This window comes from Succinivibrio dextrinosolvens DSM 3072, assembly GCF_900167015.1.
In the GTDB taxonomy this organism is placed as follows: Bacteria; Pseudomonadota; Gammaproteobacteria; order Enterobacterales; family Succinivibrionaceae; genus Succinivibrio; species Succinivibrio dextrinosolvens.
Genome location: NZ_FUXX01000002.1, coordinates 26,636 through 51,923, shown reverse-complemented (window position 1 = coordinate 51,923; position 25,288 = coordinate 26,636). Strand labels below are relative to the sequence as shown.

The following is a 25,288-nucleotide window of genomic DNA, read 5'->3' as shown; positions in this document are numbered from 1 at the left end:
TACCATGAAAAGAATCAAAGACGCCTTCATCAATACAGAAACTCTGAAAAAAGACAGAGAAATGCTGGAAAAGTTTTATCTGTCAAATGTCGAGAATCTTTCCTTTACAAATCCTGAAGGGTACGAATTAACTGCATCCAGACTTCTTGTAGACAATCCAGTTGAAAGTCTTGTGATTATTCCCGGACGAGGCGAAATTGCACACAAGTTCTGTGAACTTTTCTATTCATTATCAAAGCTTAAGGTCGCTGCTGTAGTTATCTTCGCAAGAGGACAGGGAAGCTCCACACGAGTTCTTCCTGACCGACAGAAGTATCATATCGAACACTTTGAAGATTATGCAAAGGATGTTACCTTTGTTCTGGATAAGCTAAATATCAGAGACTATAATCTTCTGGCATTCTCTCTTGGTGGTCTGATTTCCCTTGATATTCTGAAGAACCAGGAGAACAAGCCAAAAAGAGTATCTCTGATAGCTCCATACCTATGGCCTTATTTCAACCTTAAAAAGCCAAGTCTGTATTTCTTTATCTCACTGATGGATTTACTTCCATTTACCAGAACCATGTACACACCTCATGGTTCAGAGTACAAGAAGCTTGAGTTTGAAGGTAATCATCATTCACATGATCCCGAGAGATTCAATTACTACCACAACTATTTTGAAAAGCATCCGGTTTACACTATCGGAGGACCAACCTTCCATTTTGTAAAGGAAGCCATGAAGAAGCAGCTGGAGCTTTTCAAGGACAAATTTGAATTTACCATTCCGGTTTTCTGTCAGAGTGCTGGTGATGACAAGGTTGTTTCAACAAAGGAAACCCAGAGATTCTTTGAAAAACATGCAAATGACCCTGTTCCACCTAAATTTGAAGTAATTGAGAATGCTTATCACGATATTATTAACGAAAGTGACGAATTTAGGATAAAATCTCTAACCAAAGCATTAGATTTTTTATTCAAAAATTAGGAACTATTAAATGTCAGAAAATGCAGAGAATCCTGCAATCAATGACGAGAATAAAATTCCCGTTAATATCATTACAGGTTTTTTAGGAAGTGGTAAGACAACTTTATTAAATCACTGGGTAAATTCAGAAGAATTTAAGGACACCTTGGTCCTGATTAATGAATTCGGAGATGTTGGTCTTGATCATGAACTTGTAGAATCAGTTGATTCTTCAGTTGTTCTTCTGCAGTCAGGCTGTATCTGCTGCTCTCTTCAGGGCGCTCTGGTTGACTCTCTAGCAACTAACTTCATCAAAGCTCAGCGTGGTGAGATTCCTAACTTCAAGCGAGTAATCATCGAAACTACCGGACTTGCTGATCCATCCGGCGTTATCGGCACCTTAAACGGAGACGATTTCCTGTTAGATCACTACTATCATGACGGTACCATTACTGTACTTGACGGCATGTTTGTCCGTGATCAGCTAAAGAAGCAGTATGAGGCTGTAAAGCAGATTGCTCTTGCAGATATTGTTATCGTAAGTAAGACTGATCTGATTGAATCAGATGAGCTTGATGCAATTTACGAAATTACCGCCAAGATTAATCCTGCTGCAAAGGTGTTCCCTGCTGTTAAGGGTAATATCTCACCTAAGATCCTGTTTGACATCGGACCTTACAAGAATGCTGATCAGGCCTTTGATAAGAAAGTAACCTCATGGCTAAACTTCAAGTCACCAAACCTGGCCTCATCAATCAGACCAGCTACCGTTAATTCAACCATTGGTGTATCCAAGCCTAAGATTATCGCCCACTCAGATATTGATTCATTCTGCATGGAGTTTGATCAGCCAATCGAAGCTCTGGCTCTGCTTTCAGGAATCAGCACAGTACAGGAACAGTACGGTGACTCTATTCTTAGAATCAAGGGAATCATTGATCTTAAGGATCAGGAAAAACCAATTGTTATTCATGGTGTTCAGGGTAATCTATACCCTCTATCTGAGCTCCACAGCTGGCCTAATGGACAGAGACACTCTCAGCTGGTATTTATCTGCAGAGCAAGCGTTATGGAACAGATTAAGCATATGTTTAAGCAGATTATGGAGAATCCGGATTCAGCTGCAATTTCATACTATCAGCAGATGATCGATGGTATCGAAAGAGCAGATGATTATTAATCTGCATGCTCATTAATAGCAAAACTTATTTATTAGGCCTGATTTTTTCAGGCCTTTTCAATTAATTACCAACTCCTAGACCGATCCTTCAACCTAATCTGCCTTAACAAACTATACTTTTAAGGTACACACTCTCTTTTGTTGTTTCTCTGAATTAAACATAGGACAGTTCTATGAAGTTTAGATTATCTCATTTAGGTATGCTTGCCTTTCTGCTTGCAGGTTCTCCAGTAACGGTTAATGCTGATGAACAGAAAAGTCTGGATGTTTTTTACTATGCCCTTACTGACCAGTACATTGCTTCATTCAAAAACGATATAGATTCATTAGCCAGGAAAATGAATATTTCTCTGGAATCCTTTGATGCCAACAATGATTCAGGAACTCAGGAACTTCAGATTGCAAATACTCTGTCTAACAATAAAGCCAAGATTGTTAATCTGGTTCGTCCGGAAATAACAGAGTCAGTTATTGAAAACTGCAAAAAGAATAACCTAAGAGTTATTTTCTTTAACCGTCAGCCTGATATAAAGCTTCTGGATGGTTATTCAAAAGCCTGGTATGTTGAAGGAGATTCCATGCTTGCAGGACAGATGCAGGCTGAGATGATTATCAGTTATATAAAGGCTAATCCACAGATAGACAGAAATAAGGATGGCAGAATCTCAACGATTATACTGAACGGACCTGAGGATCATCAGGCTACATATCTTCGAACCTCAGCTGTTACAGTAAAACTGTTCTCAGAGTATAACAATATTGATATAACAAAGTTATGCGGAAACTTTGACAGTTTAAAAGCAAGAGGAGAACTGGAGAACTATGTCATAAATAATGGCATAGATAAAGTTGAACTTATCATCAGTAACAATGATGCTATGGCATTAGGAGCACTCTCTGTACTAAACAATGAAGGCTTCAATACCGGTAATAAGAAAAAGAACTATATACCTGTGTTCGGTATCGACGGAGTTGAACCTGCAATTCAGGCAATTAAAGAGGGTAAGCTTGAAGGAACGTTAGTAAATGATACAAAGGAACAGGCCAGAGCTATTCTTGAGCTTGCTGTAGCAGAAGAACAAGATAACCATGAATTAGGAAAGAAGCTTAATCTTAAGGTATGGGAAAACGGAACGGTGTACATACCTTATACAAAGGTTATCAATAAATAACAGACTCGAAAATAAAAAAAACCTCCCGCATGGGAGGTTCTTTCATCCTGAAGAGTAATTAGAATTACTGCTTCTGGATCTTGGTGGTGTCGCCAGTTACAACAACTTCAACACGACGATCAGCTGCTAAGCAGTCGATCAGAGCCTTACGACCCTGTACTGAGTTGCACTTGTCACCAGTTACAGGATTTGCCTTACCACGACCCTGTGAAGCCTTCAGGTTGGTAACGCCGTTGTTCTGTAACTCAGCTGCAACTGCGTCAGCACGCTTCTGAGATAGCTTGTTGTTGTATGCGTCTGAACCGATACGGTCGGTGTAACCGTAAACTTCGAACTCAGTGTTCTGTAGGTTGCTTGAAGAATTTACAACCTCAGCAACAGCCTGCTTGCCTTCTGCTGATAGGTTTGAACCATCGAATGGGAATAGGATACCAGCGTCTAGGGTGTGGTTCTCAGTTACACGAACGGTCTTCTGAGCTGGAGCTGCTACAGGAGCTGGAGCAGGCTTCTTTGCACCGAAGGTGTACTGAACGCCAACGTAAAACATACCGTTGTCGATACGGGTGCCATCACGCTTCATGTTCTTGTAGAAGTAATCATAACCAGCACGAACTGCTAGGTTGTCGTTGAATGCATACTGACCGCCGATACCAGCAACTGCACCATACTTGTGGTGAGTCTCACCATATGCTGATGCCCAGGTAACAGTAGGACCAACCTTGAAGAAAATATCTGAACCGTTGTTATCTAATGCATAAGCGAATCTGCCATAAGCCTCAGCGATGTTGCTGTGTAGGCTTGATCTGTTGTCGCCTTCACCGATGTGCTGCTTAGCAGTGTAGTCGTAGCCAGCACCTAAACCGAACCAGTTGGTGAAGTTATATTCGCCGTTTAGCTTTAAGCCGTAGCCTTCCTTCTCAAAAGGAATGTCATCGTGGTGATCGAAACCGTAAACATAACCAGCAGCAGCACCAGCGCTCCAGGTATCGCTAACAGCAGCGTTAGCAGCGAAAGAAGCGGTTGCACAAGCAACTGCTAAAGCTAATAACTTAGTCTTCATAATATATTTCCTTTTTTAAAAAGTAATTCTTTGGCAGGTAATTTGACATACTAAACTTAGAAGAACGTTAGATGACCTGCCTCACAATTAATTCGGAAAAATTTTAACACTTTTAATTATTAATAGAAGACAATAATGTTATTTTTTTTCAGAAATATACAGATGATTAATATTAGTATGTGAAAAATTAAGAGGTTAGATAAAAAATGTGATTAATGAGAGGTGCTCTAAAAAAGTGTGAATTGCAGATAATAAAAAACTCAGCCGAAGCTGAGTTTTTAAAATAAACTTTTGCAAAAGTCCATCAGAAACAAGATTATTTAATCTTGCCTTCCTTGTATAAAACATGCTGACGAACAACTGGATCATACTTCATCATTTCCATCTTACCTGGGGTGGTACGACGGTTCTTGTCAGTAGTATAAAAGTGACCAGTACCTGCAGTTGAATTTAAACGGATCTTCTCACGACCGCCTTTCTTAGCCATTTTTGACTCCTTTAAACTCTAACGCCGTTTGCACGCATATCAGCAAGAACAGTCTCGATACCGCACTTGTCAATAATACGCATAGCCTTAGTGGTGACACGCAGTCTTACGAAGCGGCCTTCACTCTCAACCCAGAAACGGTGATACTTTAAGTTAGGTAGAAAACGACGCTTAGCCGCATTCTTTGCGTGGGAACGGTGGTTACCCACTGCTGGGCGCTTGCCCGTAACTTGGCAAACTCTGGACATGTTAGTTCACACTCCAAAAAATAAAAAAATCAATCAAACAATCAGCTAAAAAGCTGAATTAGATTAATAGGTCAAAACAAAAGTTCACGTATTCTAACACAAAAGAAGACTATATCTCAAAAATATTTTAATTTTTAAGACAACTTTAATTCTGAATACGCACTTTAATCGAGGAGATTAATCCTCTAAGGTTTCGTGGTAATTGCGTATTATATAACATTAATACGATTCAGATCAATCTTGAAAATTAATAGCAATAATATTCAATTAATCTGTTTTATAATCTGTAGGTTAGTAGAAAAATTAATATATAAGGAGATGCTTAAAATGGGAACTCAGTTAAAAGATCGTAAGATTATTTTAGGTGTTACCGGTGGAATCGCAGCATATAAAGCATGTATCCTTTGTCGTCTTCTGGTAAAAAGCGGCGCTCAGGTATTCGTTGTGATGACTCCATCTGCAGCCAAGCTTGTTGGTAAGGAGACCTTTGAGGCTCTATCCGGTCACCCTGTCTCAATTGAAATTTTCGACAGAACAGAAGATATCTCTCACATTGCTCTGGCAACCAATGCTGATATGGTGATTATCGCACCTGCAACGGCAAATACCATTGCCAAGATTGCAGCAGGTATGGCAGACAATATGCTTACCGCCGTCACCCTTGCAGCGGCTTGTCCTGTCGCAGTTGCTCCTGCGATGAACACCAATATGTACAACAATCCTGCTACACAGGAAAACATTCAGACCCTGATTAGACGTGGAATTTATGTAATCTCTCCTGCTGAGGGAGAACTTGCCTGCGGTGTCAGTGGAACAGGAAGAATGAAAGAGCCAGAGGATCTGTTTGAGGATATCTGTGCAATTCTTTCCAACAGACTCGAGAACAAGACCGTTCAGGGACAGCTTGAGAATCATCAGGGCAGACTGCCTTCCCCTGTTAAACCATTAGAGCTTACACAGACCAGACTTCTGCCAAAAGCATTTGGCGCAGGCTACAAGGTTGTAATTACTGCCGGACCTACCGTTGAAGATCTTGATCCGGTACGTTTCATCTCCAACAACTCATCAGGAAAGATGGGATATTCACTGGCTCAGGTTGCAGCAGCTCTAGGTGCAGAAGTAACCCTGATTTCTGGTCCTGTTAATCTTGAGGCTCCAAAGGGAGTACGTAAGATTGATGTTAAGAGTGCTGCACAGATGTTAAGTGCTGTTGAGGATTACATTAAATCAGCAGATATATTCATCGGCTGTGCTGCTGTGGCTGATTTCAGAGCCGAGACTATCTCTCCTGTTAAAATCAAGAAATCAGAGGATGCGGATACTCTGACTATCAAACTGGTTAAGAATCCTGATATTATTGCAACTGTCGGTAAACTTGAATCCAACAGACCATTTACTGTAGGATTTGCAGCCGAAACCAATAATCTTCATGATTTTGCCCGTGCAAAACTTGAAAAGAAGCATCTTGATCTGATTGTTCTCAATGATGTTTCCAATAAGGCTATTGGATTTAACAGCGATGACAATGAAGTTACTGTATTTGATAAGGACGGACAGGTTGCTCACTTTGAGAAACAGCCTAAACCTGTTATCGCACAGTATCTGATGGAATTAATCTTTAAATCAGCTAAAAAGAAAAACGGTTAATGCTAAATATAAAAGTTAAGATTCTAGATAAAAGGTTAGGAAAGGATTTTCCTCTTCCAGGTTACGAAACTCCAATGTCTGCCGGCATGGATTTAAGAGCTATGGAAAAGGAGGATTTCATCCTGAATCCAGGAGAGGTAAGACTTGTCAGCAGCGGAATTGCCATGCATATTGCTGACAAGAACGTTACTGCGCTTATTGTTCCACGTTCAGGTCTTGGCTACAAACACGGAATCGTGCTTTCAAATCTTACCGGGGTAATTGATGCAGACTATCAGGGACCACTGATGATGCCGCTGTGGAATCACTCTGACAAGCCATTTAAGATTTGTGTAGGCGACAGAGTTGCTCAGATGCTTTTTGTGCCTGTACTGCACGCCAGCTTCGAAGTTACAGAGGAGTTTGAAGAAACATCCGAACGTGGCGAAGAAGGCTTTGGCTCAACCGGTAAAAACTAGAATCACAAGAAAAACAAAAGCCTGGAAGTAAAAAAACTTTCAGGCTTTTTCTTATCCTACGAAATCCTACGAAATAAGGTTATCTGTTCTCCAGATATTCCTTCATTCTCTTGATTTCCTGAGCACTCTGAGCAGGAGCAACACCACCGATGATATCTCTCTTAGCAAGAATGTTCTCAAGCTGTAGACATGGATATACATCATCTGAGATTACCTCTGAGTATTCCTTAAACTCAGCAACACTCAAGTCCTCTAAAGCCTTATCCTTAGAAATAGCATAAAGAACGATTCTGCCAACAATTGAATGCGCCTCACGGAAAGGAACATTCTTTGATACAAGATAATCAGCAAGCTCAGTTGCGTTTGAATAGCCGCCCTTAGCAGCATCGATGGCATTCTGCTTATTAAGCTTAATACCCTCAAATACGAGGGCAGCCATATCAAGACTGTCAATCCAGGTATCAATAGCATCGAACAGACGCTCCTTATCCTCCTGAAGATCCTTGTCATAAGCTAAAGGAAGAGCCTTGGTGGTAACCAGCATACCGGTCAGTGCACCTACAACTCTGCCGCACTTGCCGCGGATAAGCTCAAGTGCATCTGGATTCTTTTTCTGTGGCATTAATGATGAGCCTGAGGTTACCTTGTCAGATAACTCAACAAACTTGGCCTCACCAGAATTGTAGATAATCAGATCTTCTGCAAGTCTTGATAGATGAACCATGGAAATGCTTGCACATGATAAAAGCTCCATTACATGGTCTCTGTCTGAAACACCATCAAGACTGTTTCTGGTAGCGCACTTAAAGCCTAAAGCCTGAGCCAGGGCATCTCTATCAATGTTATATGCAGTACCAGCTAAAGCTGCTGATCCTAGAGGACAGGTTGATAAAAGCTCCTTGGCATTTATAAGTCTCAGATAGTCTCTTTCAAACATCTGAATATAGGCTAAAATCCAGTGAGTGAAAGTAACCGGCTGAGCACGCTGCAGATGGGTATATCCTGGGAATATACTTCCCTGATTCTCATCGGCAACCTTTAAAAGCTGTTTCTGAAGCTTATCAATTGAAGAAAGCACATGATCACAAGCCTTCATGCACCATAGCTTTAAATCTACGGCAACCTGATCATTACGGCTTCTGCCAGTGTGCAGTTTCTTGCCTAGATTACCAACCTTCTCAATCAGACGACGCTCAACGTATGAATGGATATCCTCATCATCACACTTGGCAATCTCATCAAGGTTCTCGCTAACCTCTTCATAAAGCTCTTCAAGAGCCTTCTTCAGATCCTTATTTTCCTGCTCTGTAAGAACACCTGCACTGTAAATTGCATCAGCCCATGCAATTGAGCCCTCGATATCCTCAAGAGCCAGTCTGTAGTCAAATTTCAGAGAATCGTTGTAATCCTTGAATCTCTGATCAGGACCCTGGGTAAATCTTCCGCCCCATAAAGCCATATATACCTCGACCTTATTATTGAATACGTTAAAACTATACAAAATACGGCTCAGAGATCACTCCCTGAACCGCATTCTATTTATTCAGATAAATTATTTCTTCTTAGCAGCTGCGTTAATAGCACGGATTCTGCTTGGTAAGGTATATAGACGGATGAAGCCGTCACCGTCAGCCTGGCTGTAAACCTGATCTGCACCGAAGGTTACGAAGTCAAAGTTAAACAGGCTGTTTGGAGAATCCTTCTGGATAATATCAATGTTACCCTTGTAAAGCTTCAGAACAACCTTACCGTTTACTTCCTTAGCGCACTCATCAGCAGCAGCCTGAAGAATGTCTCTTAGACGGGTGAACCATCTGCCATCATAAACAAGCTGAGCAAACTCAACTGCTAAATGCTCACGGAATACTCTGGTTGACTTATCAAGAACTAACTGCTCGATAGCTCTTAATGCCTTATAAATAATGGTTCCGCCTGGGGTTTCATAGCAGCCACGAGACTTCATGCCAACAAGTCTGTTCTCGGTTAAATCGATACGACCAACACCATTTCTTGCGCCTCTCTCATTTAACTCAGAGATAATCTCAAATGGAGACATGGTCTTACCATTAATCTGGGTTACAACACCCTTTTCGATGGTTAATTCAAAGGTCTCTGGAGTATCAGGAGCCTTCTCTGGAGAGGTTGTCCATACCCATACATTCTCGGTAGGAGCATTCCAGGTATTCTCCAGCTCACCACCCTCAGTTGAGATGTGCAGGCAGTTTGCATCACGGCTGTAAATCTTCTTTAAAGTTGTCTTACATGGAATGTTACGCTCATTTAAGTAAGCAAGTAACTCTTCACGAGACTGAAGATCCCAGATTCTCCATGGAGCAATAACGTCTAGCTGAGGAGCTAAAGCTGCAACTGCAGCCTCGAAACGAACCTGATCGTTACCTTTACCGGTAGCACCGTGGGCAACTGCATCAGCACCTTCTGCTAAAGCGCATTCAACCATTGCCTTGGCAATGATAGGACGGGCAATAGCTGTACCTAAAAGATACTCACCCTCATATAAAGCACCAGTCTTCATCATTTCAAAGACATAGTCTTTAACGAACTCTTCTCTTAAATCCTTAATAATGCACTTTGATGCACCTGACTGCTTAGCTTTCTGCTCGATACCCTCAAGGTCCTCACGCTCCTGACCGACATCAGCAACAAAGCAAACAACTTCACAACCATAGTTCTCCTTTAACCAAGGTACGATGGTTGAAGTATCAAGACCGCCAGAATAAGCAAGAATAACTTTTTTGTACTGTTTGTTTTCATGTTTTAACATTTTTATAAATCCTCAAATTAAGCGTTAATCAGTTTAGAAAGTACAGACATATGGATGTGCAGACGGTTTTCTGCTTCATCAAATACTACAGATTTATCACCGTCCATAACTTCATCAGTAATCTCATATCCACGGTGAGCTGGCAGACAGTGCATAACAATCTGAGCACCAGACTGCTCAACTAAAGAAGAATTAACCTGATAAGGCATGTACTTCTTCTTTACAGTATCAAGAGGAGTGTTATCACCCATTGATACCCATGTATCGGTATAAACAACATCGAAGTTACGTAGCTTGCTGATATCATTCTCTACAGCAAGCTTGCATCCGTTCTTAGCTGCAATTTCCTGAGCCTTTATAAACACTGCTGCATCAGGGCTGCAGTTTTCAGGGCAGAAACAGGTAACATTTGCACCTAGTATTGAACCTGCAACCAAAAGTGAATTGGTTACATTGTTACCATCACCCACATAAGCAACATTAACACCCTTTACCTTACCTAAATGCTCATAGACAGTCATGTAGTCTGCCATTGCCTGAGCAGGATGATATAAATCAGAAAGAGCATTGATTACAGGTACTGAACCATACTTTGCAAGTTCAGTAAGAGTATTCTGGGAGAATACTCTGCCAACAAGGCAGTCTACCCAGCGACACAGATTACGAGAATAATCTGCAATGGTTTCTCTCTTTCCAAGCTCGCCGTTCTGAAGGTCAAGATAAACACCGTGACCGCCAAGTCTGTAGAAAGCAAGCTCAAATGTTGTTCTTGTTCTTAGTGATGGCTTTTCGAACATTATTGCGCCGCTCCGACCAGCTAAAACCCGGTCGTATTTCTTTGGATCCTTTTTCATATCTATAGCGGTATTAATAATGTCCCAATAATCTTCTTGGCTAAATTCAAAGCCAGTTAAAAGATGACGCATCACCAAACTCCCAAAATGAGGCAGGAATAATCCTGCATGGATAAAAAATACAATCACGAAATGATTGTCTAGTTACTAGAATAAGCAAAATTAGAAGGGAGATAAATGTATTATTAAATTTGCATCATATTTGTGCATAGCTTATTAGCACAGGTTTTCTATGATGCAAAGCAAATGAGTTAGGAAACGGCATAGAAATGGCTTCCTGTTTCATTATTTATCGTTATAGATAATTGAGTTTTCTCATGGCAAGAGTAAGGCAGGCAATTGCTCTTGATTCAGTTAATGGAGAATCCACATCGAAAATAAGCTCCTTTGCCTCTGAAGGAGATACTTTTATTATAGAAATAGGTTCAGGCTCATCTCCATCAAGAACTCTTGGATAGAGATCAGTACAAAGATATGTGAACATTCTAAGCTGAAGCATACCTGGAGCAACTGTCATTTCCCGTCGCAGAAGAGTAATATTTCTTGCGCCAAAGCCGATTTCCTCTTCAAGTTCACGGTTGCAGGCTGTTACAGCATCCTCTCCGGCATCTATTTTTCCTTTTACAAAACCAAGTTCATAACGTTCAAAACCGCAGGCATATTCGGATGTAAGGTAAAAATCCTTACCGTCAAAAGGAACTGCTAAAATTGCCCCGTTACCACCGCTTAATCTTTCATAGGTTCTTCTGGTACTGTTGGAGAATTCAAGATCAAGCTCATCAACTGTAAAGAATCGCGAAACCTTGTTTCTGCGTTTATCAAGAATTTTTGGAACAGGTTTATCTAATGCAGAAAGATCCATAATTAACACCATTTTTCTTAAATCGTTGGTATACTTTAGCACTGAAAAACGCTTTTTTCTTAATTTTTCACGCTTAAATTTGGCCTTTGCCTTAAGATAGGACGAAGACATATTGGCATTATTTATGGCACAGAATAACGAAGATACAGAAGTCAGACTGGATAAGTGGCTCTGGGCTGCAAGATTCTACAAAACACGCTCACTTGCCAGAAGTATGATTGAGGGTGGCAAGGTTGACTACAACGGAGTTAAAGCCAAGCCATCAAGAACCGTGGAAATCGGAGCTCTGGTCAAGGTACTTCAGGGAAATATCCGCAGGGAGGTTGAAATCGTAAAGATTTCAGATCAGAGAGGTCCTGCAGTGGTTGCTCAGACACTATATAAGGAAACAGAAAAAAGTATCGCAGAGAGAGAAAAGCAGATTGAACAGATTAAACTCAATTCACTGCTTGCCCCTCATCCAGATGAGAAGCCTAACAAAAAAGACAGAAGAGCTCTCATCAGTATGAAATATGGAAACTAAATACATGCAGACATTTAATCATAACAGTATTGAAAGATTTCTTTTTGATAATCATGGTGTTAGAGGTGAAATCACCCGTTTAAAAACTCCTTTTGAGGATCTAATCCATGATAACTATCCTGACTGTCTGAAAAAGATCATGATGGAGCTTGCTGTTTCATCAGTTCTGGTAGCTTCAACTCTTAAAGACGGTTCTGAAATCATGGTGCAGATCAGAGGAGGAAAGGACGCTCCTCTAAAGTATGCGCTTATCAATATCCGACAGGATTTAAGCTTCTACGGCTCATGCGCCCTAAAGGACAACAGTGCAGTGGAAAACAATGCATCTATTCATGAGCTGTGCGGTGCAGACGGTATTCTTGCCCTGTCCGTATTTCCTAAGAACGGTGTTAAGTGGCAGGGAATTGTTGCTCTGAACAATGAATCAATCGGCGCAACCCTGGAGGACTACTTCAAGAACTCCCAGCAGCTTCCAACCAGATTCTTCATCAGCACTGACCTTGATGAAAGACAGTCTGGCGGTATCATGCTGCAGATTATTCCTGAAATTGAAGGTAATCTTGATTCTCTTGAGCATTTAAGTGTTCTTGCTGCAACCTTAAGCGCAAACGAACTGTTCACACTGCCTTTAGATGAATCATTGGGCAGACTGTTTGCCCACGAGGAAACCAAGGTATTCGGAGAGAAAGAGGTTCAGTTCAAATGCATCTGCTCAAAGAGCCGCTGTGAGAATGCCCTGATGCAGCTTGATCCATCCGAACTTAAGAATATGGCAGAGGATCCTAAGGGTACCTCAATGACCTGTCAGCACTGCGGAAAGACCTACAGCTTTACTCAGGAAGAGCTTACATCTATGTACCGTAAGCTGTCTCAGTAGTCCTAACCTGCAGATAAAAAAATGGGGATCATGAAAGATCCCCTGAACATCATGCTACATAGCACAATAAACAACGAATAAAACCATTAAATCCCATATCCTATAGTTGAATTTATGGCTTTATGCCATCCTTCAACCTTTGCATCTATTTCATTCTTATCAGCTTTTGGAATATAGGAATTCTCAAATCTATCCTCACTTAGTATATTTTCAGAGTAGATTCCTTGAGCAATTGCAGCCATGAAGGCTGCTCCCATTCCTGAAAGTTCTGCAACAGCAGGAACCTTTAAAGGAAGTCTTAAAAGATCAGCCTGAAACTGCATCAGATATTTATTTGATGTAGCACCGCCGTCCACGCAAAGCTGAGTTACCTCAACATCAGAAGATCTTCTTATCAGGGTAATAATATCGTTTACCTGATAGGCAATAGAATCAAGAGCAGCTCTTACGATTTCATTTTTACCGGTAAGTCTGCTGATTCCAAGAATAGAACCTCTTACATTACCGTTAAAATATGGAGCACCTAACCCTGATAGCGCTGGAACAAAATAGCATCTGTCATTTGGATTGGCAGCTCTTGCAAGTTCTTCTGTTTCTTTAGGGTCACTGATAAGCTGCATATCATCCTTAAGATAGCTTATGATACCCGCTGAGTAATTGATATTACCCTCAAGCACATAAGTTGTACTGCCTCGCCGTCTCCAGCCAACAGAATTTACAATTCCTTTTTCGCATGAAGAAACCTCAGAACCGCTGTTCATCATAATTGATGAGCCGGTACCATAGGTTGTCTTAACCTGTCCAGGTTTGCTGCATCCATGTCCGAACAGTGCGCCCTGAGAATCACCGATTGCGGCATGAATTGGGATCTGATGTTTTAAAAGACCATTAAAGTCAGTTAAACCGAACTCAGAATCTGAATCCTTAATCTCTGGAAGTGCTTCTAAAGGAACTTTAAACAGAGAACATAACTCCTCAGACCAGCATATTTTCTTAAGATCCATCAGCTGAGTTCTTGATGCGTTTGAAGGCTCTGTAGCAAAGTTTTTTCCATGAGTTAAAAAGGAAATCAGGAAAGAATCCATGTTGCCAATACATAAATCCTTCCTGTCAGCACACTCCTTAAGAGCAGGCACATTGTCTACAAGCCAGGTTATTTTTGCCGCTGAGAAATACTCTGACAACTCAAGACCTGTAATCTGGCGGATTCTGTCAGCCTTAGACTTAACTTCAGGACGTGATACAAACTCAGCACCGCGAGCACACTGCCAGACAATCGCATTATAGAGAGGCTCTAAAGTGGATTTTCTCCAGGCTCCAACGGTTTCACGCTGTACAGACAGACCAACAGTTGCAATTTTCTCGGAACGTTTAGGATCCCTATCAATAAGAGCCTTTACGACACCGATTACATTAGCTGCAATCTCATTAAGATCGTGCTCAACATAGCCTAGTTCATTGATAATCTGTCTGTGAGGAAGAGTTGCCTTATCAACAAGTTTTCCCTGAGCATCAAAGAGCAGGGCTTTGGTACCCTGCGTACTCTGATCGATGCCCAGTACATAGACATCTTTAGTCATTTAGCAGTTCCTCTGCCTTAGCTGCAATACCTTCACCGGTTAGTTTGTAGTAGGCAAAGACTTCCTTTGAATTACCTGTAATAACAGGTTCATCAGGTAAAGACATAGTTACACATTTCTTAGGGCAGTTCTCTGAAACTGTCTGAGCTACCATTGAACCTAAACCGCCAAAAGGAGAATGCTCTTCAACTGAAATTACTGCTTTAGCATTCTTTGCAGCTTCAATTACAGCAGCCTTATCAAAAGGTTTTACGCAGTACATATCAAGAACAGTTGCGCTGATGCCTTTCTTCTTCAGGATTTCTGCAGCCTGTTTTGCATACAGAACCATCTCACCGCAGGCAACAATTGCAACATCTTCACCCTTGCATACCCAGGTAGCCTTATCCATCTCAAAAGGAACATTATCTTCGCTGTATACAGGCTCAACTGCATTTCTTCCTACACGAATGTAGGCAGGCTCATTATCCTTAACCAGAACTTCCATCAGCTTTCTTGTCTGATTGCAGTCTGATGGCAGATATACTCTCATGCCAGGAATTGATGACATGCATGCAATATCCTGTGCTGAGTGATGAGACATACCTAAAGCGCCATAACTTACACCGCCGGAAATGCCAACAAGCTTTACATTGGTATGAGAGTAGGCAACATCAACCTTGCACTGTTCATATGAACGGGCAGTGATAAAACAGGCAGGAGACATAGGGAAGGTTCTTTTGCCAACCCTGGCCATACCGGCTGCAATACCTACAAGATCCTGCTCGGCAATACCTACTTCAACAAACTGCTCAGGAAAGGCATTGGCAAATGGAGTTGCTGAGGCACTACCTCTTGAATCAGAGCAAAGTACAACAATATCCTTATCCTTCTGGGCTGCTTCCATTAAGACATCACAGATCATCTGTTTATTTGCAATATTAGCCATAGTTAGTCCTCCTCTGCTCTAGCTTTCAAATCACTCATGATCTGTCTGTATTCTTCTTCATTTGGAACATGGTGATGCCATGAAGCCTTGTTTTCCATTACAGGAGAACCTTTACCCTTGACTGTATTGGCGATCAGAACTGTTGGTTTGCCTTTAACAATACGGGCTTCTTCAAAAGCAGCGGAAAGCTTTTCAATATCATTGCCATCTGAGACATCAATTACATGCCAGCCAAAGCTGTCCCACTTGCGATGAAGATCATCCAGTGCCATAACATCTTCAGTTGAACCTGAAATCTGCAGACGGTTTCTATCAAGAACAGCGCACAGATTATCAAGTCTGTAATTGGCACCGGCCATTGCGCCTTCCCATACTGAACCTTCAGCAAGCTCGCCATCGCCCATGACAACATAAACACGGTTACTGCTCTTATTCATTCTCTCTGCGATTGCCATGCCTACTGCTACAGGAAGACCGTGACCTAAGGCACCTGAATTCATTTCAATGCCTGGCAGTTTATTGTTTGGATGACCGATAAACTTTGAACCGAACTGACTGAATTCCTTTAATAAAGTCTCTCTTGAGAAGAATCCCTTCTCAGCTAGAACTGCATATAATGACTCTACAGAATGACCTTTACTCATAATGAAATGGTCATGATTCTTTGTATTAAAGTTTTCTTTTGTAATGTTCATCTCTTTGAAATAAAGAGTAACCAGAACATCCATGACAGACATATCACCACCGATATGTCCGCCTTTACCGTTGACGATCATGTCAACGACATCCTGGCGAAGTCTATATGCCAGTTTTCTTAATTCTTTCATTTCATTATTCTCCACGTAGATATGCCTTCACCTGTTCTTCAATCGGATCGTACAGATCTGCCTTGATACCGATGTACTTACATGCCTCATAGAGAATAGGAACAACATTCTTGTAGACACCTACACAGTGGTGAATATATGGTCCGGTTACAACCTTTTCCTCAAGGCGTTTGATATTCTCAACCTCAACCCACATATAGGTTCCCAGAATCTTAGGGCCTTCTACACTCTTGGCATTACCAAGCAGCAGAGAATACTCTCCGTTGTCGCCATCGAATCTTGTAAGTGTCAGCTCTTTACCTGCTTTAGCCTCTGCAGATAGAGAACCTTCATCATCAAAAGCGATTGGACAGGTTAATTCAGGCTTTTCCTTGGCAATTGAAATTGGCCAAGGACCACAGTGCTGCAGCAGTTCACCGTTTGGATTATCTGGGTGGCGTACTGTCCAGTCAGCAAAGAAGCTTCGAGATTCATTCATAACGGCAGCTTCTGCCATCAGGGCTGTAATTGCGCCATGAATATCAGTCTCACAGACAACTGGAATGCCTAAATCGTTAAGGATTGAGTTTGCTGCACAAGGCATGATTCCAAGCTCGCCCTGAAGTGCAGTCCAGCACTGGATGGCACCAGCCTGACAGCCATACTTTTCAATCAGATTGCGCATTGCTCTTGCAAGTGCAGCCACAGTCTCAACCTTTGGTTCGGAAATCTTGATAACTGTCTTGTCATGAAGGATCTCAAGCTCTTCCTTGGCTCCGTTACCGTCACGAATTCTGCGGACTTCAGCTAAAAGCTCTGGCAGAGGTATAGGAGACAGCTGAATGTTGAACTTCTCCAGTAACTCACCTTCATTGCACATGGTAGTCCAGAAATCGAAAGGACGAGGTCCCATCTGAAGGATACGGATATGTCTGAATGTCTTTACAACGTTACATACAGCCATAAAGTCACGCAGGCCGCGCTCAAAGACAGGATCTGACAGACGACAGTTGGTCAGATAGGTAAACTTTACCTGGAATCTGCGCAGTACCTTACCAGTTGCGAACAGACCGCACTGTGTATCACGCAGTCTGCGACCGTCAGGAAGAGGGCGCTCATCCAAAGGTCCCCATAGCAGCACAGGAAGATTAAGCTCCTTAGCTAGTCTTGCACAGACATATTCTGTACCGAAGTTGCAGTGTGCCAGAATGATTCCGTCAACGCCTTCCTTTCTGAATTTGGCTGCAATCTTTGCTACATCCTCATCAGCAAACAGCAGACCTTCAGGATTGATATCCTTGATGTCTACAAAATCGATACCAAGTTCCTTCATACGAGCTGCTGTCAGATCTCTGTATTTAAGAGCATCTGGAGCACTGAACACACTTCTTCTTGTTGGTACAAAACCAAGCTTAATCTTAGCTGTCATGATTGATCCTTTTATTTGTTTGAAAAATTTATTTTTTTACAGGTACATATCGCATGCAGGCTGTCTTACCTGCCTGTGCAAGTCCCTGAAGTACAGTCAGTCTTTTTATCTTTTCCATTGAACCTGAAGTAATAACAACAGGTGAGGTAATATCAAGATTTCTCTCCTTTACCAGATTCCAGTTCACATTGCAGATTGGATCACCAGCATTTACTCTATCTCCCTTCTGGACATAAGGAGTAAAACCTTCACCCTTAAGCTCAACTGTACCGATGCCAAGATGAATCAGAACCTCTGTTCCGTCAAAGCCTGTAATACCGTAGGTATGCTTCTGTTCTCCGACAAAAGATACGACTCCTGAAATAGGTGCCACAGCAAGTCCGTCATATGGAACAATCGCAACACCGTCGCCTACTACCTTTCCTGCGAAAATAGGACTTTCAACATCAGTGATTGAAATTACATTTCCGCTTAAGGCGGCGAGGATTTCCTCGCCTTTTTCATTAAAAAACATATCTCGCCACCTTGTGTTTACTTGTTCTCGTTTCTTGCCTGTAGAGCCATGCGAGCCTGTAGAGAACGCTGGTACTGATCGATGATAACTGCAAGAACAATTACAAGGCCCTTGATGATCATCTGCCAGAACTCTGAAACACCGCACATAACCATACCGTCTGAGATAACGCCGATAATGAAGGCACCGATTACTGTACCAACGATGGTTCCAACACCGCCCATTAGAGATGTACCGCCTAAAACAGCAGCAGCAATAGCGTTCATTTCCCATGTGTTACCGGTCATTGGGTGGGAAGCAACCAGCTGAGAGGTAGCGATAATACCTACAATTGCAGCACATGCACCAGAGAACATGTAAACCAGGATCTTGTCGTTATCTACATGAACACCTGAAAGCTTTGCAGCGCGCTCGTTACCACCGATTGCAAGGATATGCCAGCCGAAAGGAGTCTTACGAAGAATAACTGCAGCAATGATTGCAATGATAATTAGAATCATTACAGCTACAGGGAAACCTGCAATATCACGGCCGAAGATTTCAAAACCTGTATTGCCTAAAGCTTCTTTACCTACAAGGTTAGGGAAGGTTGCACCGTTAGAGGTTAGGTTTGCGGCACCACGAGCAACATACATCATACCTAGGGTTGCAATAAATGGAGCAACAGCAAACTTGGTGATGATGATACCGTTGATAAGACCTACTATCACACCGATAAAGATAGCAATCAGTACGATTACTGGAATTGAGAAGTAGAAGGTGTAACCAAACATGGTGAAACCATGATTAATCAGTAAACCTGCAATCATACCGGATAAACCAACTACAGAACCTACTGAAAGGTCGATACCGCCGGTTACCAGCACATAGGTCATACCAATACCTAAGATACCGTACAGAGCAACGTGCTTTGCAATCAGAAGCAGTGACTGTGAAGTAAAGAAGGATTCACTTGCACAGGAAAAGAATATGACTAACAGGGTCAGCACAATCAGGGTACGGCCCTTGAGTATGGTCATAATTACATCATTTTTATTCATTTTTTATTCTCCGAATTCCTTTAATGAGCTTTGTGGCCCATATATGAAGCTTTTACAAGATTGTCCTGAGTAATATCGCTGCCTGTAAGTTCTGCAGTCTTAATGCCGTTTGACAGAACAATAATGCGGTCGGCGATAGCGATGATTTCCTCAAGCTCTGAAGATACAACCAGAAGTGAAACCCCCTTCTTTGCATACTGATAAATCAGGTTGAAGATTTCGGTCTTCGCACCGATATCAATACCACGGGAAGGTTCATCCAGCAGCATGATCTTTGGTTTGGTCAGAGCACCCTTGGCGAATACCACCTTCTGCTGGTTACCGCCTGATAAGGAAAGAATTGGAAGTTCCTTATCTGCAACCTTAATGTGAACATCCTTAATCATGTCCTCAGTTGCAGCACTTTCTCTTCTCTTATCAATCAGTCCCAGTGCATTGGTGTACTCGGAGATATTTGACAGAGCGATATTCTTGTCAATGCTCATGGTCTGAACCAGACCGTCACGCTGACGATCTTCTGGAAGCCAGGCAAATCCTTTCTTAATCTGCTCTGGAACAGAACCAATCTCGATCTTTTCTCCATTCAGATAAACTTCACCGGTATGTGTTGGACGCATACCCATAATGCATTCGAAGATTTCGGTTCTACCTGCACCTAATAGTCCGTAGATACCTAATACCTCACCTTCGTGCAGATCAAATGAAACCTTGTTTAGAAGATAACCGCCACCATTCTTTGGCAGGGTAAGATCCTTGACCTGTAAAACCTTGCTGGTCTTGGACCAGTCAACAGCTACATCACGCTTTGGATAGCTCTTGCCTTCACCGACCATCTGCTTAACAATCCAAGGTACATCAATGTCCTTTACAGCAGCATCAGCAACCAGCTTGCCGTCACGGAAGATGGTTACATAGTCACCGATTCTCATCAGCTCTTCTAATCGGTGAGAAATATAAACAATTGAGATACCTGTTGCGGTCAGCTCACGCATGATGTTGAACAGAACATCAACTTCCTGCTCTGATAGAGATGAGGTAGGCTCATCCATGATCAGAATCTTAAGATTAGGGATCAGAAGATTTCTTGCAATTTCAATCATCTGCTGCTGACCTACTCTTAAATCACCAACCATGGTGTCAGGGTCGATAGGGTAATTCAGTCTTGCCAGAACCTGCTTTGCAAGCTTTCTGTGTTCTGCATCATCTAGAATTCCGTTCTTGGTACGCTCTGATGACATGAAAAGGTTCTGGAACACAGTCATGTTAGGGAACAGACATAATTCCTGGTGAATAATGGCAATACCATGCTCACGAGCATCAACAGTTGAATTGAACTCAACCTCTTTACCCTGAAGGTACAGCTTACCTGATGACTGTTTCTCAATACCTGCGATGATACGCATCAGAGTTGATTTACCGGCACCGTTCTCACCAATCAGAACGTTTACCTTGCCACGCTTGATATCAAAAGAAACCTGATCCAGTGCTTTGGTACCAGGATAGATTTTGTCTATCTTCTCAGCGTGTAAATAGATCTCTTCGTTTTCGTTGCTCATTTACCGCGCTCCTACTTTACAGTCAGCTCAACAGGAGTAATCTGAAGAGGACCTGGTTTTACTGTAAAGCATCCTAGGAAATCAAATTCTTTTCCGTTAAGTTCATCCATATTGATTTTTGAAAGAACATCTCTGGTGATAAGTTCGTGGAATGCTACTGAAACCTGAGCCCACTCGATCTGATTGGTGTAATCATCGTAGCTGATAAGGCTGATTGAATCTCTTACAGCTGAGCCTTTGAAAACAGGACCAATCTGAATTCTTGTCTTAACGTCCTCTGAAGGATTGCCGTTTAAATCAAAAGAGAAATAACCTGAACGAAGTTTGTTCTTAACTTCGGTTACCTTTCCTGAACCTTTGACGATAAAGGACAGTTCACCTTTATCACCCATTGAGTAATATCCGTATTTAGAGGCAACAGAATTAAAGTCACCGTCTGCTTCCTTGATCAGAGTTGTTAAATCAACAGCATTCTTCTCAAAATAATCCTTTGATTTTTCTGCCCAGAAATTCTTTGCCACGGTTGTTGGGTCGAATGCTACCTCACCGGTTAATGTTGCTTCCTGACCTTCCTTAACAACAGTAGCAGAAAGGCCTGCATATGCTAGAAAAGCGACTGCCAGACCTGCAATTATTACGCGAGCTTTTGACATGATGTTCTCCTGTTTGAGGCGAAAAAACCCCTATGAGTGCAAAAAGCACCCTGCTCTTAACTAGTTATTCTTATTTAAATGCGCCACAGAAGTGTGGCGCAAACATTGAGGTTTACTTAGCTAATGTAAAGTCGTTTAACTTCTTAGCATTGTCTTTGGTTATGATGATGCAGTCGATTAACTGCTTCTCTGGCTGGCCAGTTGTACCAGTCTTCAGGTACTGGTCTGCCTGCTTAACAGCCATCTCAGCAATTAAAGCAGCAGGCTGCATTGCAGTAGCAGTCATGTTGCCAGCTAAGATCTCGTCACGAGCATCGTTAGAACCGTCAACACCGATGATCTTCAGGGTCTTGCCTGCAGCCTTGATAGCAGCAGCTGCACCAACAGCCATGTTGTCGTTGCCAGAAATAACACCCTTTAGATTTGGATATGACTGAAGAATGGTCTCCATCTTTGAGTAAGCTAGGTTCTGATCCCAGTTTGCAGTCTGAACTGCTACCATCTTCATATCTGGATACTGGTCAATAACCTCGTGGAATGCAGTTGAACGTGTCTTTGCATTGGTATCTGAGTCAATACCGAATAGCTCTGCATACTCACCTTCTTCTTCCATTGCCTCTACGAATACTTCAGCAGCACCCTTTGCACCCTGATAGTTGTTAGCAACGATCTGAGTGATAGCAATGCCCTGCTCGTTGATTTCACGGTCAAACAGGAAGGTTGGAATATTGTTGTCGTAAGCACGCTTTACAGCTGCTACAGTAGCATCAGCACCTGCATTATCACAGATAATAGCTGCAGCCTTATCAGAAATTGCAGTCTCAAATAGCTCTGACTGTTTTACAGGGCTATCATCGTGTGAAACCATCTTTACGGTGTAACCTAATTCTTTTGCAGTCTTAGAAGCAACCTCAGCCTCAGTCTTGAAGAAAGGATTTGAGTGAGATGGGGTGATGATATACATGATGTTTGAACCACCACCAGTTAGGCGCTTTGCCTCTGCAGCCTGAACTGATGCTGCCATTGATGATGCAGCTAACACCATTGCAACTGATGCACAGAATTTTGTTATTTTCATTTAATGACTCCTACTATGTATGTTCTTTGATTAGCTGTTGCTTTTGTTAGGGATAGCAACAGAAGTTTCTTATTACCCCTAAATTATATTTAAACGCTTAAGCATCACTTATCACAAAAATCTCTTTTTTGTCATAATTCTATTTTCATTCTCCCTAAAATTGAGCAAGGGATCAAAAAATGCTCGATTTCAATCCAAAATTGTGACATTTATTCATTATTGAGAAAAATATTGATTAAATTCAATCAGAAGTGTTTACAGAGGAAGTTCACAAAGGACTTTTTTCTTTGAGTCGCACCAGCTGTGAAAGCTGATTTCAAGCGATTTGACACGCATTTTTCCGAAGGATACTGGAGTATTTACAAAAGAAAGAATTTTTGCAGGCTCAGAATATTTATCGCACAGGCGAGCAATTGTTACATGGGAGGAGAATGTTTCGTATCTTTCATCCAGAATAAGGTTACGAGCTCGTAGTTCATGTCGCAGTTTTTCCCTTAGTATCTGAAGCTGCGGCTCATAAAAACCGCGAACCATAACTGCATTATCACTTGCAGTAAGACCATCAAACTCAATCTCAAAAGGGGTAATGCTCTTTGCACATTCTCTTACAGCGTCAATATACTGCGATATATTCTCTGGAATCTGTCTGCCTGCCTCTCCCTTTAAGACATCAAGAACAGTTACATGAAAATCCTGCTGAGGATAAAAGTACATATCTGGCTCAATTCTCTTAAGACTTTCAATGCAGGCAGAAATTCTCTGTCCTACATCTTTTGTAAGTCTTATTAGAACAACAAGAGATCTGACGTTATTTTCAACAAAGTCAGTGAAATCTATTCTGCCGTTACCACCAGCAAGCAGAGTCTTATAGTTTTTCTGCAGTATCGAGTCATAGTGTTCTCTTAGAAAGTTTCTATCGTATTTAAATCCAGTCATAACAGACTCCTACAGTAACGAATCCCTGATAGCCTTTGAGTTCTTGTAGGCTGCGGGAGTCATTCCGGTTTCCTTTAGGAAAACACGTCCAAAATGACTTTGAGAGTTAAAGGATAGAATCATGGCAATTTCACTGATATTCCTGTCCGTTGTACGTAACAGCATCTTGGCAATTTCTATTTTGCGCTTTCTGAGGTAATCACCGATGCTCATGTTCTTTTCCTGCTTAAAAAGCTTGGACAGATAACTTGAACTTATCTTGAGCTTACTGCACATTTCCTGAAGATCAAACTTATCGTTAACATGATGATCGATATACTGACAGGCTCTATCTACATAAAGAGATGTACTTTTGGTCTTTTGGTCTGATAGAAATTTTGCAACCTTCTGAGTGCATCTTAATGCACAGGCATGAGCAAGTGCTGCGGCATCAGACTCGTATTTACAGTCCTCAACCTCCATGATAAAGCCATCTGAGATGGTATACATCTCCTCAACCGACAGCCCCACATCAATTGCAGCTCTGGTAGCTATGGTTATATCCACAATAGCAAGATTCTTGGCGGATCTAAGAGAATTTCTTGAAAGAGTTCCTCTCATACTTGAATAAATTGAGTTCAGAGCTCGTTTTAAACCTGCAACATCGCCAGTGCAGATTGCGTTTTTAATAGATTCTTCAAACAATCCTGGGTTATGGGTTCTGACATTCAGACTCTGACTCTGTTCTGAAAAAATTCGTGCAAACTGCTTGTTTGTATTCTCAATTATGTCATCACTTAAAACAGTTTCTTTCAGAAAATCACTAAGATAAATGTATTCACCTGTAATAGAACTGTGTATAAGCAGAAGAATGGATGCCAGTTTCTGAACTGAACACATGAAGGGAACAACATTTTCCGCATTGTGCTTTAATGCATAAAGCTTACAGAAATTCTGGTCAATCTCAGTAATGGAGATAGGTCCGATAATCAGAATCAGATCATCGGCACAGGCGACACCACCGTATACGACAGGTTTTTCGTCAGCAATAATAGTAAGTCTTGACTGCTTTACCTTCTGAACAACCCGGACACGAAATTCATAATCCGTCTTAAAGACATTCCATGAATCATGCTCTCCCTTATCGAACTTTTCATAGTAATGACTGTCACTTTTGAAGATATGAGTTGGAACAGGGAGAAGCTGTTTTAAAAGACTCAGTCCATAAGAAAGAGGCAGAATATTTGCCTCTCCCTTATTGTTAACGGAAGCCATAGGTCAGACTAGAAAGAAACGTTAGATTCCAGAATAACATTGCTGTATGGCTTGCACTCACCTGTTCTTACCACTGCAACACTCTTCTTGGTGCCTGCCTTGAACTCCTCATGAGGAACCATGACAACCTCGACACCGTTCTTCTGTGCCCATGAAGTGATTTTTTCATAAAATTCAGGATTCTGAGTCTTAGACTCTGAAGCAATGGTAACCTTCTGGAACTTGGCTTCTGCATCAATTACATTGAATACATCAAAAAAGCCAGGTACACCGTAGGTTACAGCAAGATCAATTCTCTGAACTCCAGGGGGAACTGGTAAACCGCAGTCTCCAACAGTCAGAGTGTCAAAATGACCAAGCTTTGAAATAACGTAAGATAATTCAGAATTTAAACAGCCAATCTTTTTCACTTTAT

The 25,288-nt window shown here is 41.6% G+C and carries 26 protein-coding genes; 7 read left to right on the top strand and 19 right to left on the bottom strand.

Annotated elements, in window-relative coordinates:
- Positions 1–4 precede the first annotated feature (4 nt).
- The 3 genes from B5D46_RS00965 to B5D46_RS00955 all read left to right on the top strand — a co-directional run bounded on the left by B5D46_RS00965 (position 5) and on the right by B5D46_RS00955 (position 3,301).
- Positions 5–970, top strand: coding sequence for an alpha/beta fold hydrolase (locus tag B5D46_RS00965; protein WP_078927823.1), 966 nt, complete (start codon positions 5–7; stop codon positions 968–970).
- Positions 971–980: 10 nt separating this feature from the next.
- Positions 981–2,129 (top strand): CobW family GTP-binding protein, encoded by a 1,149-nt coding sequence (locus tag B5D46_RS00960; RefSeq protein WP_078927822.1) that lies wholly within the window; start codon positions 981–983, stop codon positions 2,127–2,129.
- A gap of 173 nt (positions 2,130–2,302) precedes the next feature.
- A complete protein-coding gene (locus tag B5D46_RS00955) occupies positions 2,303–3,301 on the top strand; it encodes a galactose ABC transporter substrate-binding protein (RefSeq protein ID WP_078927821.1) in 999 nt (332 codons plus the stop codon).
- 64 nt (positions 3,302–3,365) lie between these two features.
- Here the strand turns inward: B5D46_RS00955 and B5D46_RS00950 are convergent, their stop codons facing one another.
- The 3 genes from B5D46_RS00950 to rpmB form a co-directional block, all read right to left on the bottom strand.
- Positions 3,366–4,361, bottom strand: coding sequence for an OmpA family protein (locus tag B5D46_RS00950; protein WP_078927820.1), 996 nt, complete (start codon positions 4,359–4,361; stop codon positions 3,366–3,368).
- Between the two features lie 316 nt (positions 4,362–4,677).
- Positions 4,678–4,848 (bottom strand): 50S ribosomal protein L33, encoded by a 171-nt coding sequence (rpmG, locus tag B5D46_RS00945; RefSeq protein WP_021889297.1) that lies wholly within the window; start codon positions 4,846–4,848, stop codon positions 4,678–4,680.
- Positions 4,849–4,859: 11 nt separating this feature from the next.
- Complete coding sequence (gene rpmB / locus B5D46_RS00940) at positions 4,860–5,096, bottom strand: 50S ribosomal protein L28 (RefSeq protein ID WP_031491911.1); 237 nt, start codon at positions 5,094–5,096, stop codon at positions 4,860–4,862.
- 327 nt (positions 5,097–5,423) lie between these two features.
- Here rpmB and coaBC point away from each other — a divergent pair, with 327 nt between their 5' ends.
- Positions 5,424–6,743 (top strand): bifunctional phosphopantothenoylcysteine decarboxylase/phosphopantothenate--cysteine ligase CoaBC, encoded by a 1,320-nt coding sequence (gene coaBC, locus B5D46_RS00935; RefSeq protein ID WP_078927819.1) that lies wholly within the window; start codon positions 5,424–5,426, stop codon positions 6,741–6,743.
- Positions 6,743–7,201, top strand: coding sequence for a dUTP diphosphatase (gene dut, locus B5D46_RS00930; protein ID WP_031491913.1), 459 nt, complete (start codon positions 6,743–6,745; stop codon positions 7,199–7,201). The genes coaBC and dut overlap by 1 nt, the downstream gene beginning before the upstream one ends.
- Before the next feature lie 79 nt (positions 7,202–7,280).
- On the opposite strand, the gene argH is transcribed toward dut, so the two are convergent.
- From argH to nudE, 4 genes are all read right to left on the bottom strand, one after another.
- Positions 7,281–8,660: an argininosuccinate lyase gene (argH, locus tag B5D46_RS00925; RefSeq protein ID WP_078927818.1), complete on the bottom strand. Its 1,380-nt coding sequence runs from the start codon at positions 8,658–8,660 to the stop codon at positions 7,281–7,283.
- A gap of 93 nt (positions 8,661–8,753) precedes the next feature.
- Positions 8,754–9,983, bottom strand: a complete 1,230-nt coding sequence (locus tag B5D46_RS00920; RefSeq protein WP_078927817.1) for an argininosuccinate synthase — start codon at positions 9,981–9,983, stop codon at positions 8,754–8,756.
- A 17-nt stretch (positions 9,984–10,000) separates the two neighbouring features.
- The gene (locus B5D46_RS00915; RefSeq protein ID WP_078927816.1) at positions 10,001–10,909 is read right to left on the bottom strand and encodes an ornithine carbamoyltransferase; all 909 of its coding nucleotides are present in this window, start codon (positions 10,907–10,909) and stop codon (positions 10,001–10,003) included.
- A gap of 223 nt (positions 10,910–11,132) precedes the next feature.
- Positions 11,133–11,699 carry an ADP compounds hydrolase NudE gene (gene nudE, locus B5D46_RS00910; RefSeq protein ID WP_078927889.1) on the bottom strand — a complete coding sequence of 189 codons (567 nt, stop codon included), beginning with the start codon at positions 11,697–11,699 and terminating at the stop codon, positions 11,133–11,135.
- Between the two features lie 124 nt (positions 11,700–11,823).
- Between nudE and hslR the strand changes: the two genes are divergently transcribed.
- Both hslR and hslO read left to right on the top strand, forming a co-directional pair.
- On the top strand, positions 11,824–12,222 hold the full coding sequence (hslR, locus tag B5D46_RS00905) for a ribosome-associated heat shock protein Hsp15 (protein WP_031491918.1): 399 nt from the start codon (positions 11,824–11,826) through the stop codon (positions 12,220–12,222).
- Between the two features lie 4 nt (positions 12,223–12,226).
- The gene (gene hslO / locus B5D46_RS00900; protein WP_159442981.1) at positions 12,227–13,099 is read left to right on the top strand and encodes an Hsp33 family molecular chaperone HslO; all 873 of its coding nucleotides are present in this window, start codon (positions 12,227–12,229) and stop codon (positions 13,097–13,099) included.
- An 86-nt stretch (positions 13,100–13,185) separates the two neighbouring features.
- Here the strand turns inward: hslO and B5D46_RS00895 are convergent, their stop codons facing one another.
- The 12 genes from B5D46_RS00895 to rbsD all read right to left on the bottom strand — a co-directional run bounded on the left by B5D46_RS00895 (position 13,186) and on the right by rbsD (position 25,283).
- The gene (locus B5D46_RS00895; RefSeq protein ID WP_078927814.1) at positions 13,186–14,679 is read right to left on the bottom strand and encodes an FGGY-family carbohydrate kinase; all 1,494 of its coding nucleotides are present in this window, start codon (positions 14,677–14,679) and stop codon (positions 13,186–13,188) included.
- Entirely contained in the window at positions 14,672–15,607 is a 936-nt protein-coding gene (locus B5D46_RS00890; RefSeq protein WP_031491921.1) for a transketolase family protein, read from the bottom strand. Before B5D46_RS00890 ends, B5D46_RS00895 begins: the two co-directional genes overlap by 8 nt.
- Before the next feature lie 2 nt (positions 15,608–15,609).
- Positions 15,610–16,434, bottom strand: coding sequence for a transketolase (locus tag B5D46_RS00885; RefSeq protein ID WP_078927888.1), 825 nt, complete (start codon positions 16,432–16,434; stop codon positions 15,610–15,612).
- Between the two features lie 4 nt (positions 16,435–16,438).
- Positions 16,439–17,842, bottom strand: a complete 1,404-nt coding sequence (locus B5D46_RS00880) for an L-fucose/L-arabinose isomerase family protein (protein ID WP_031491923.1) — start codon at positions 17,840–17,842, stop codon at positions 16,439–16,441.
- Between the two features lie 28 nt (positions 17,843–17,870).
- Positions 17,871–18,356 (bottom strand): PTS sugar transporter subunit IIA, encoded by a 486-nt coding sequence (locus B5D46_RS00875; protein ID WP_078927813.1) that lies wholly within the window; start codon positions 18,354–18,356, stop codon positions 17,871–17,873.
- Positions 18,357–18,373: 17 nt separating this feature from the next.
- Positions 18,374–19,396 (bottom strand): ABC transporter permease, encoded by a 1,023-nt coding sequence (locus B5D46_RS00870; RefSeq protein WP_031491925.1) that lies wholly within the window; start codon positions 19,394–19,396, stop codon positions 18,374–18,376.
- A gap of 20 nt (positions 19,397–19,416) precedes the next feature.
- The gene (locus B5D46_RS00865; RefSeq protein ID WP_078927812.1) at positions 19,417–20,952 is read right to left on the bottom strand and encodes a sugar ABC transporter ATP-binding protein; all 1,536 of its coding nucleotides are present in this window, start codon (positions 20,950–20,952) and stop codon (positions 19,417–19,419) included.
- Between the two features lie 11 nt (positions 20,953–20,963).
- Entirely contained in the window at positions 20,964–21,605 is a 642-nt protein-coding gene (locus B5D46_RS00860; protein WP_031491928.1) for a DUF2291 family protein, read from the bottom strand.
- A gap of 112 nt (positions 21,606–21,717) precedes the next feature.
- The gene (locus B5D46_RS00855) at positions 21,718–22,683 is read right to left on the bottom strand and encodes a D-ribose ABC transporter substrate-binding protein (RefSeq protein WP_078927811.1); all 966 of its coding nucleotides are present in this window, start codon (positions 22,681–22,683) and stop codon (positions 21,718–21,720) included.
- 255 nt (positions 22,684–22,938) lie between these two features.
- Positions 22,939–23,619 (bottom strand): 2'-5' RNA ligase family protein, encoded by a 681-nt coding sequence (locus B5D46_RS00850; RefSeq protein ID WP_078927810.1) that lies wholly within the window; start codon positions 23,617–23,619, stop codon positions 22,939–22,941.
- Between the two features lie 9 nt (positions 23,620–23,628).
- Positions 23,629–24,873: a helix-turn-helix domain-containing protein gene (locus tag B5D46_RS00845; RefSeq protein WP_078927809.1), complete on the bottom strand. Its 1,245-nt coding sequence runs from the start codon at positions 24,871–24,873 to the stop codon at positions 23,629–23,631.
- Between the two features lie 8 nt (positions 24,874–24,881).
- Entirely contained in the window at positions 24,882–25,283 is a 402-nt protein-coding gene (rbsD, locus tag B5D46_RS00840; protein ID WP_078927808.1) for a D-ribose pyranase, read from the bottom strand.
- Positions 25,284–25,288 lie beyond the last annotated feature (5 nt).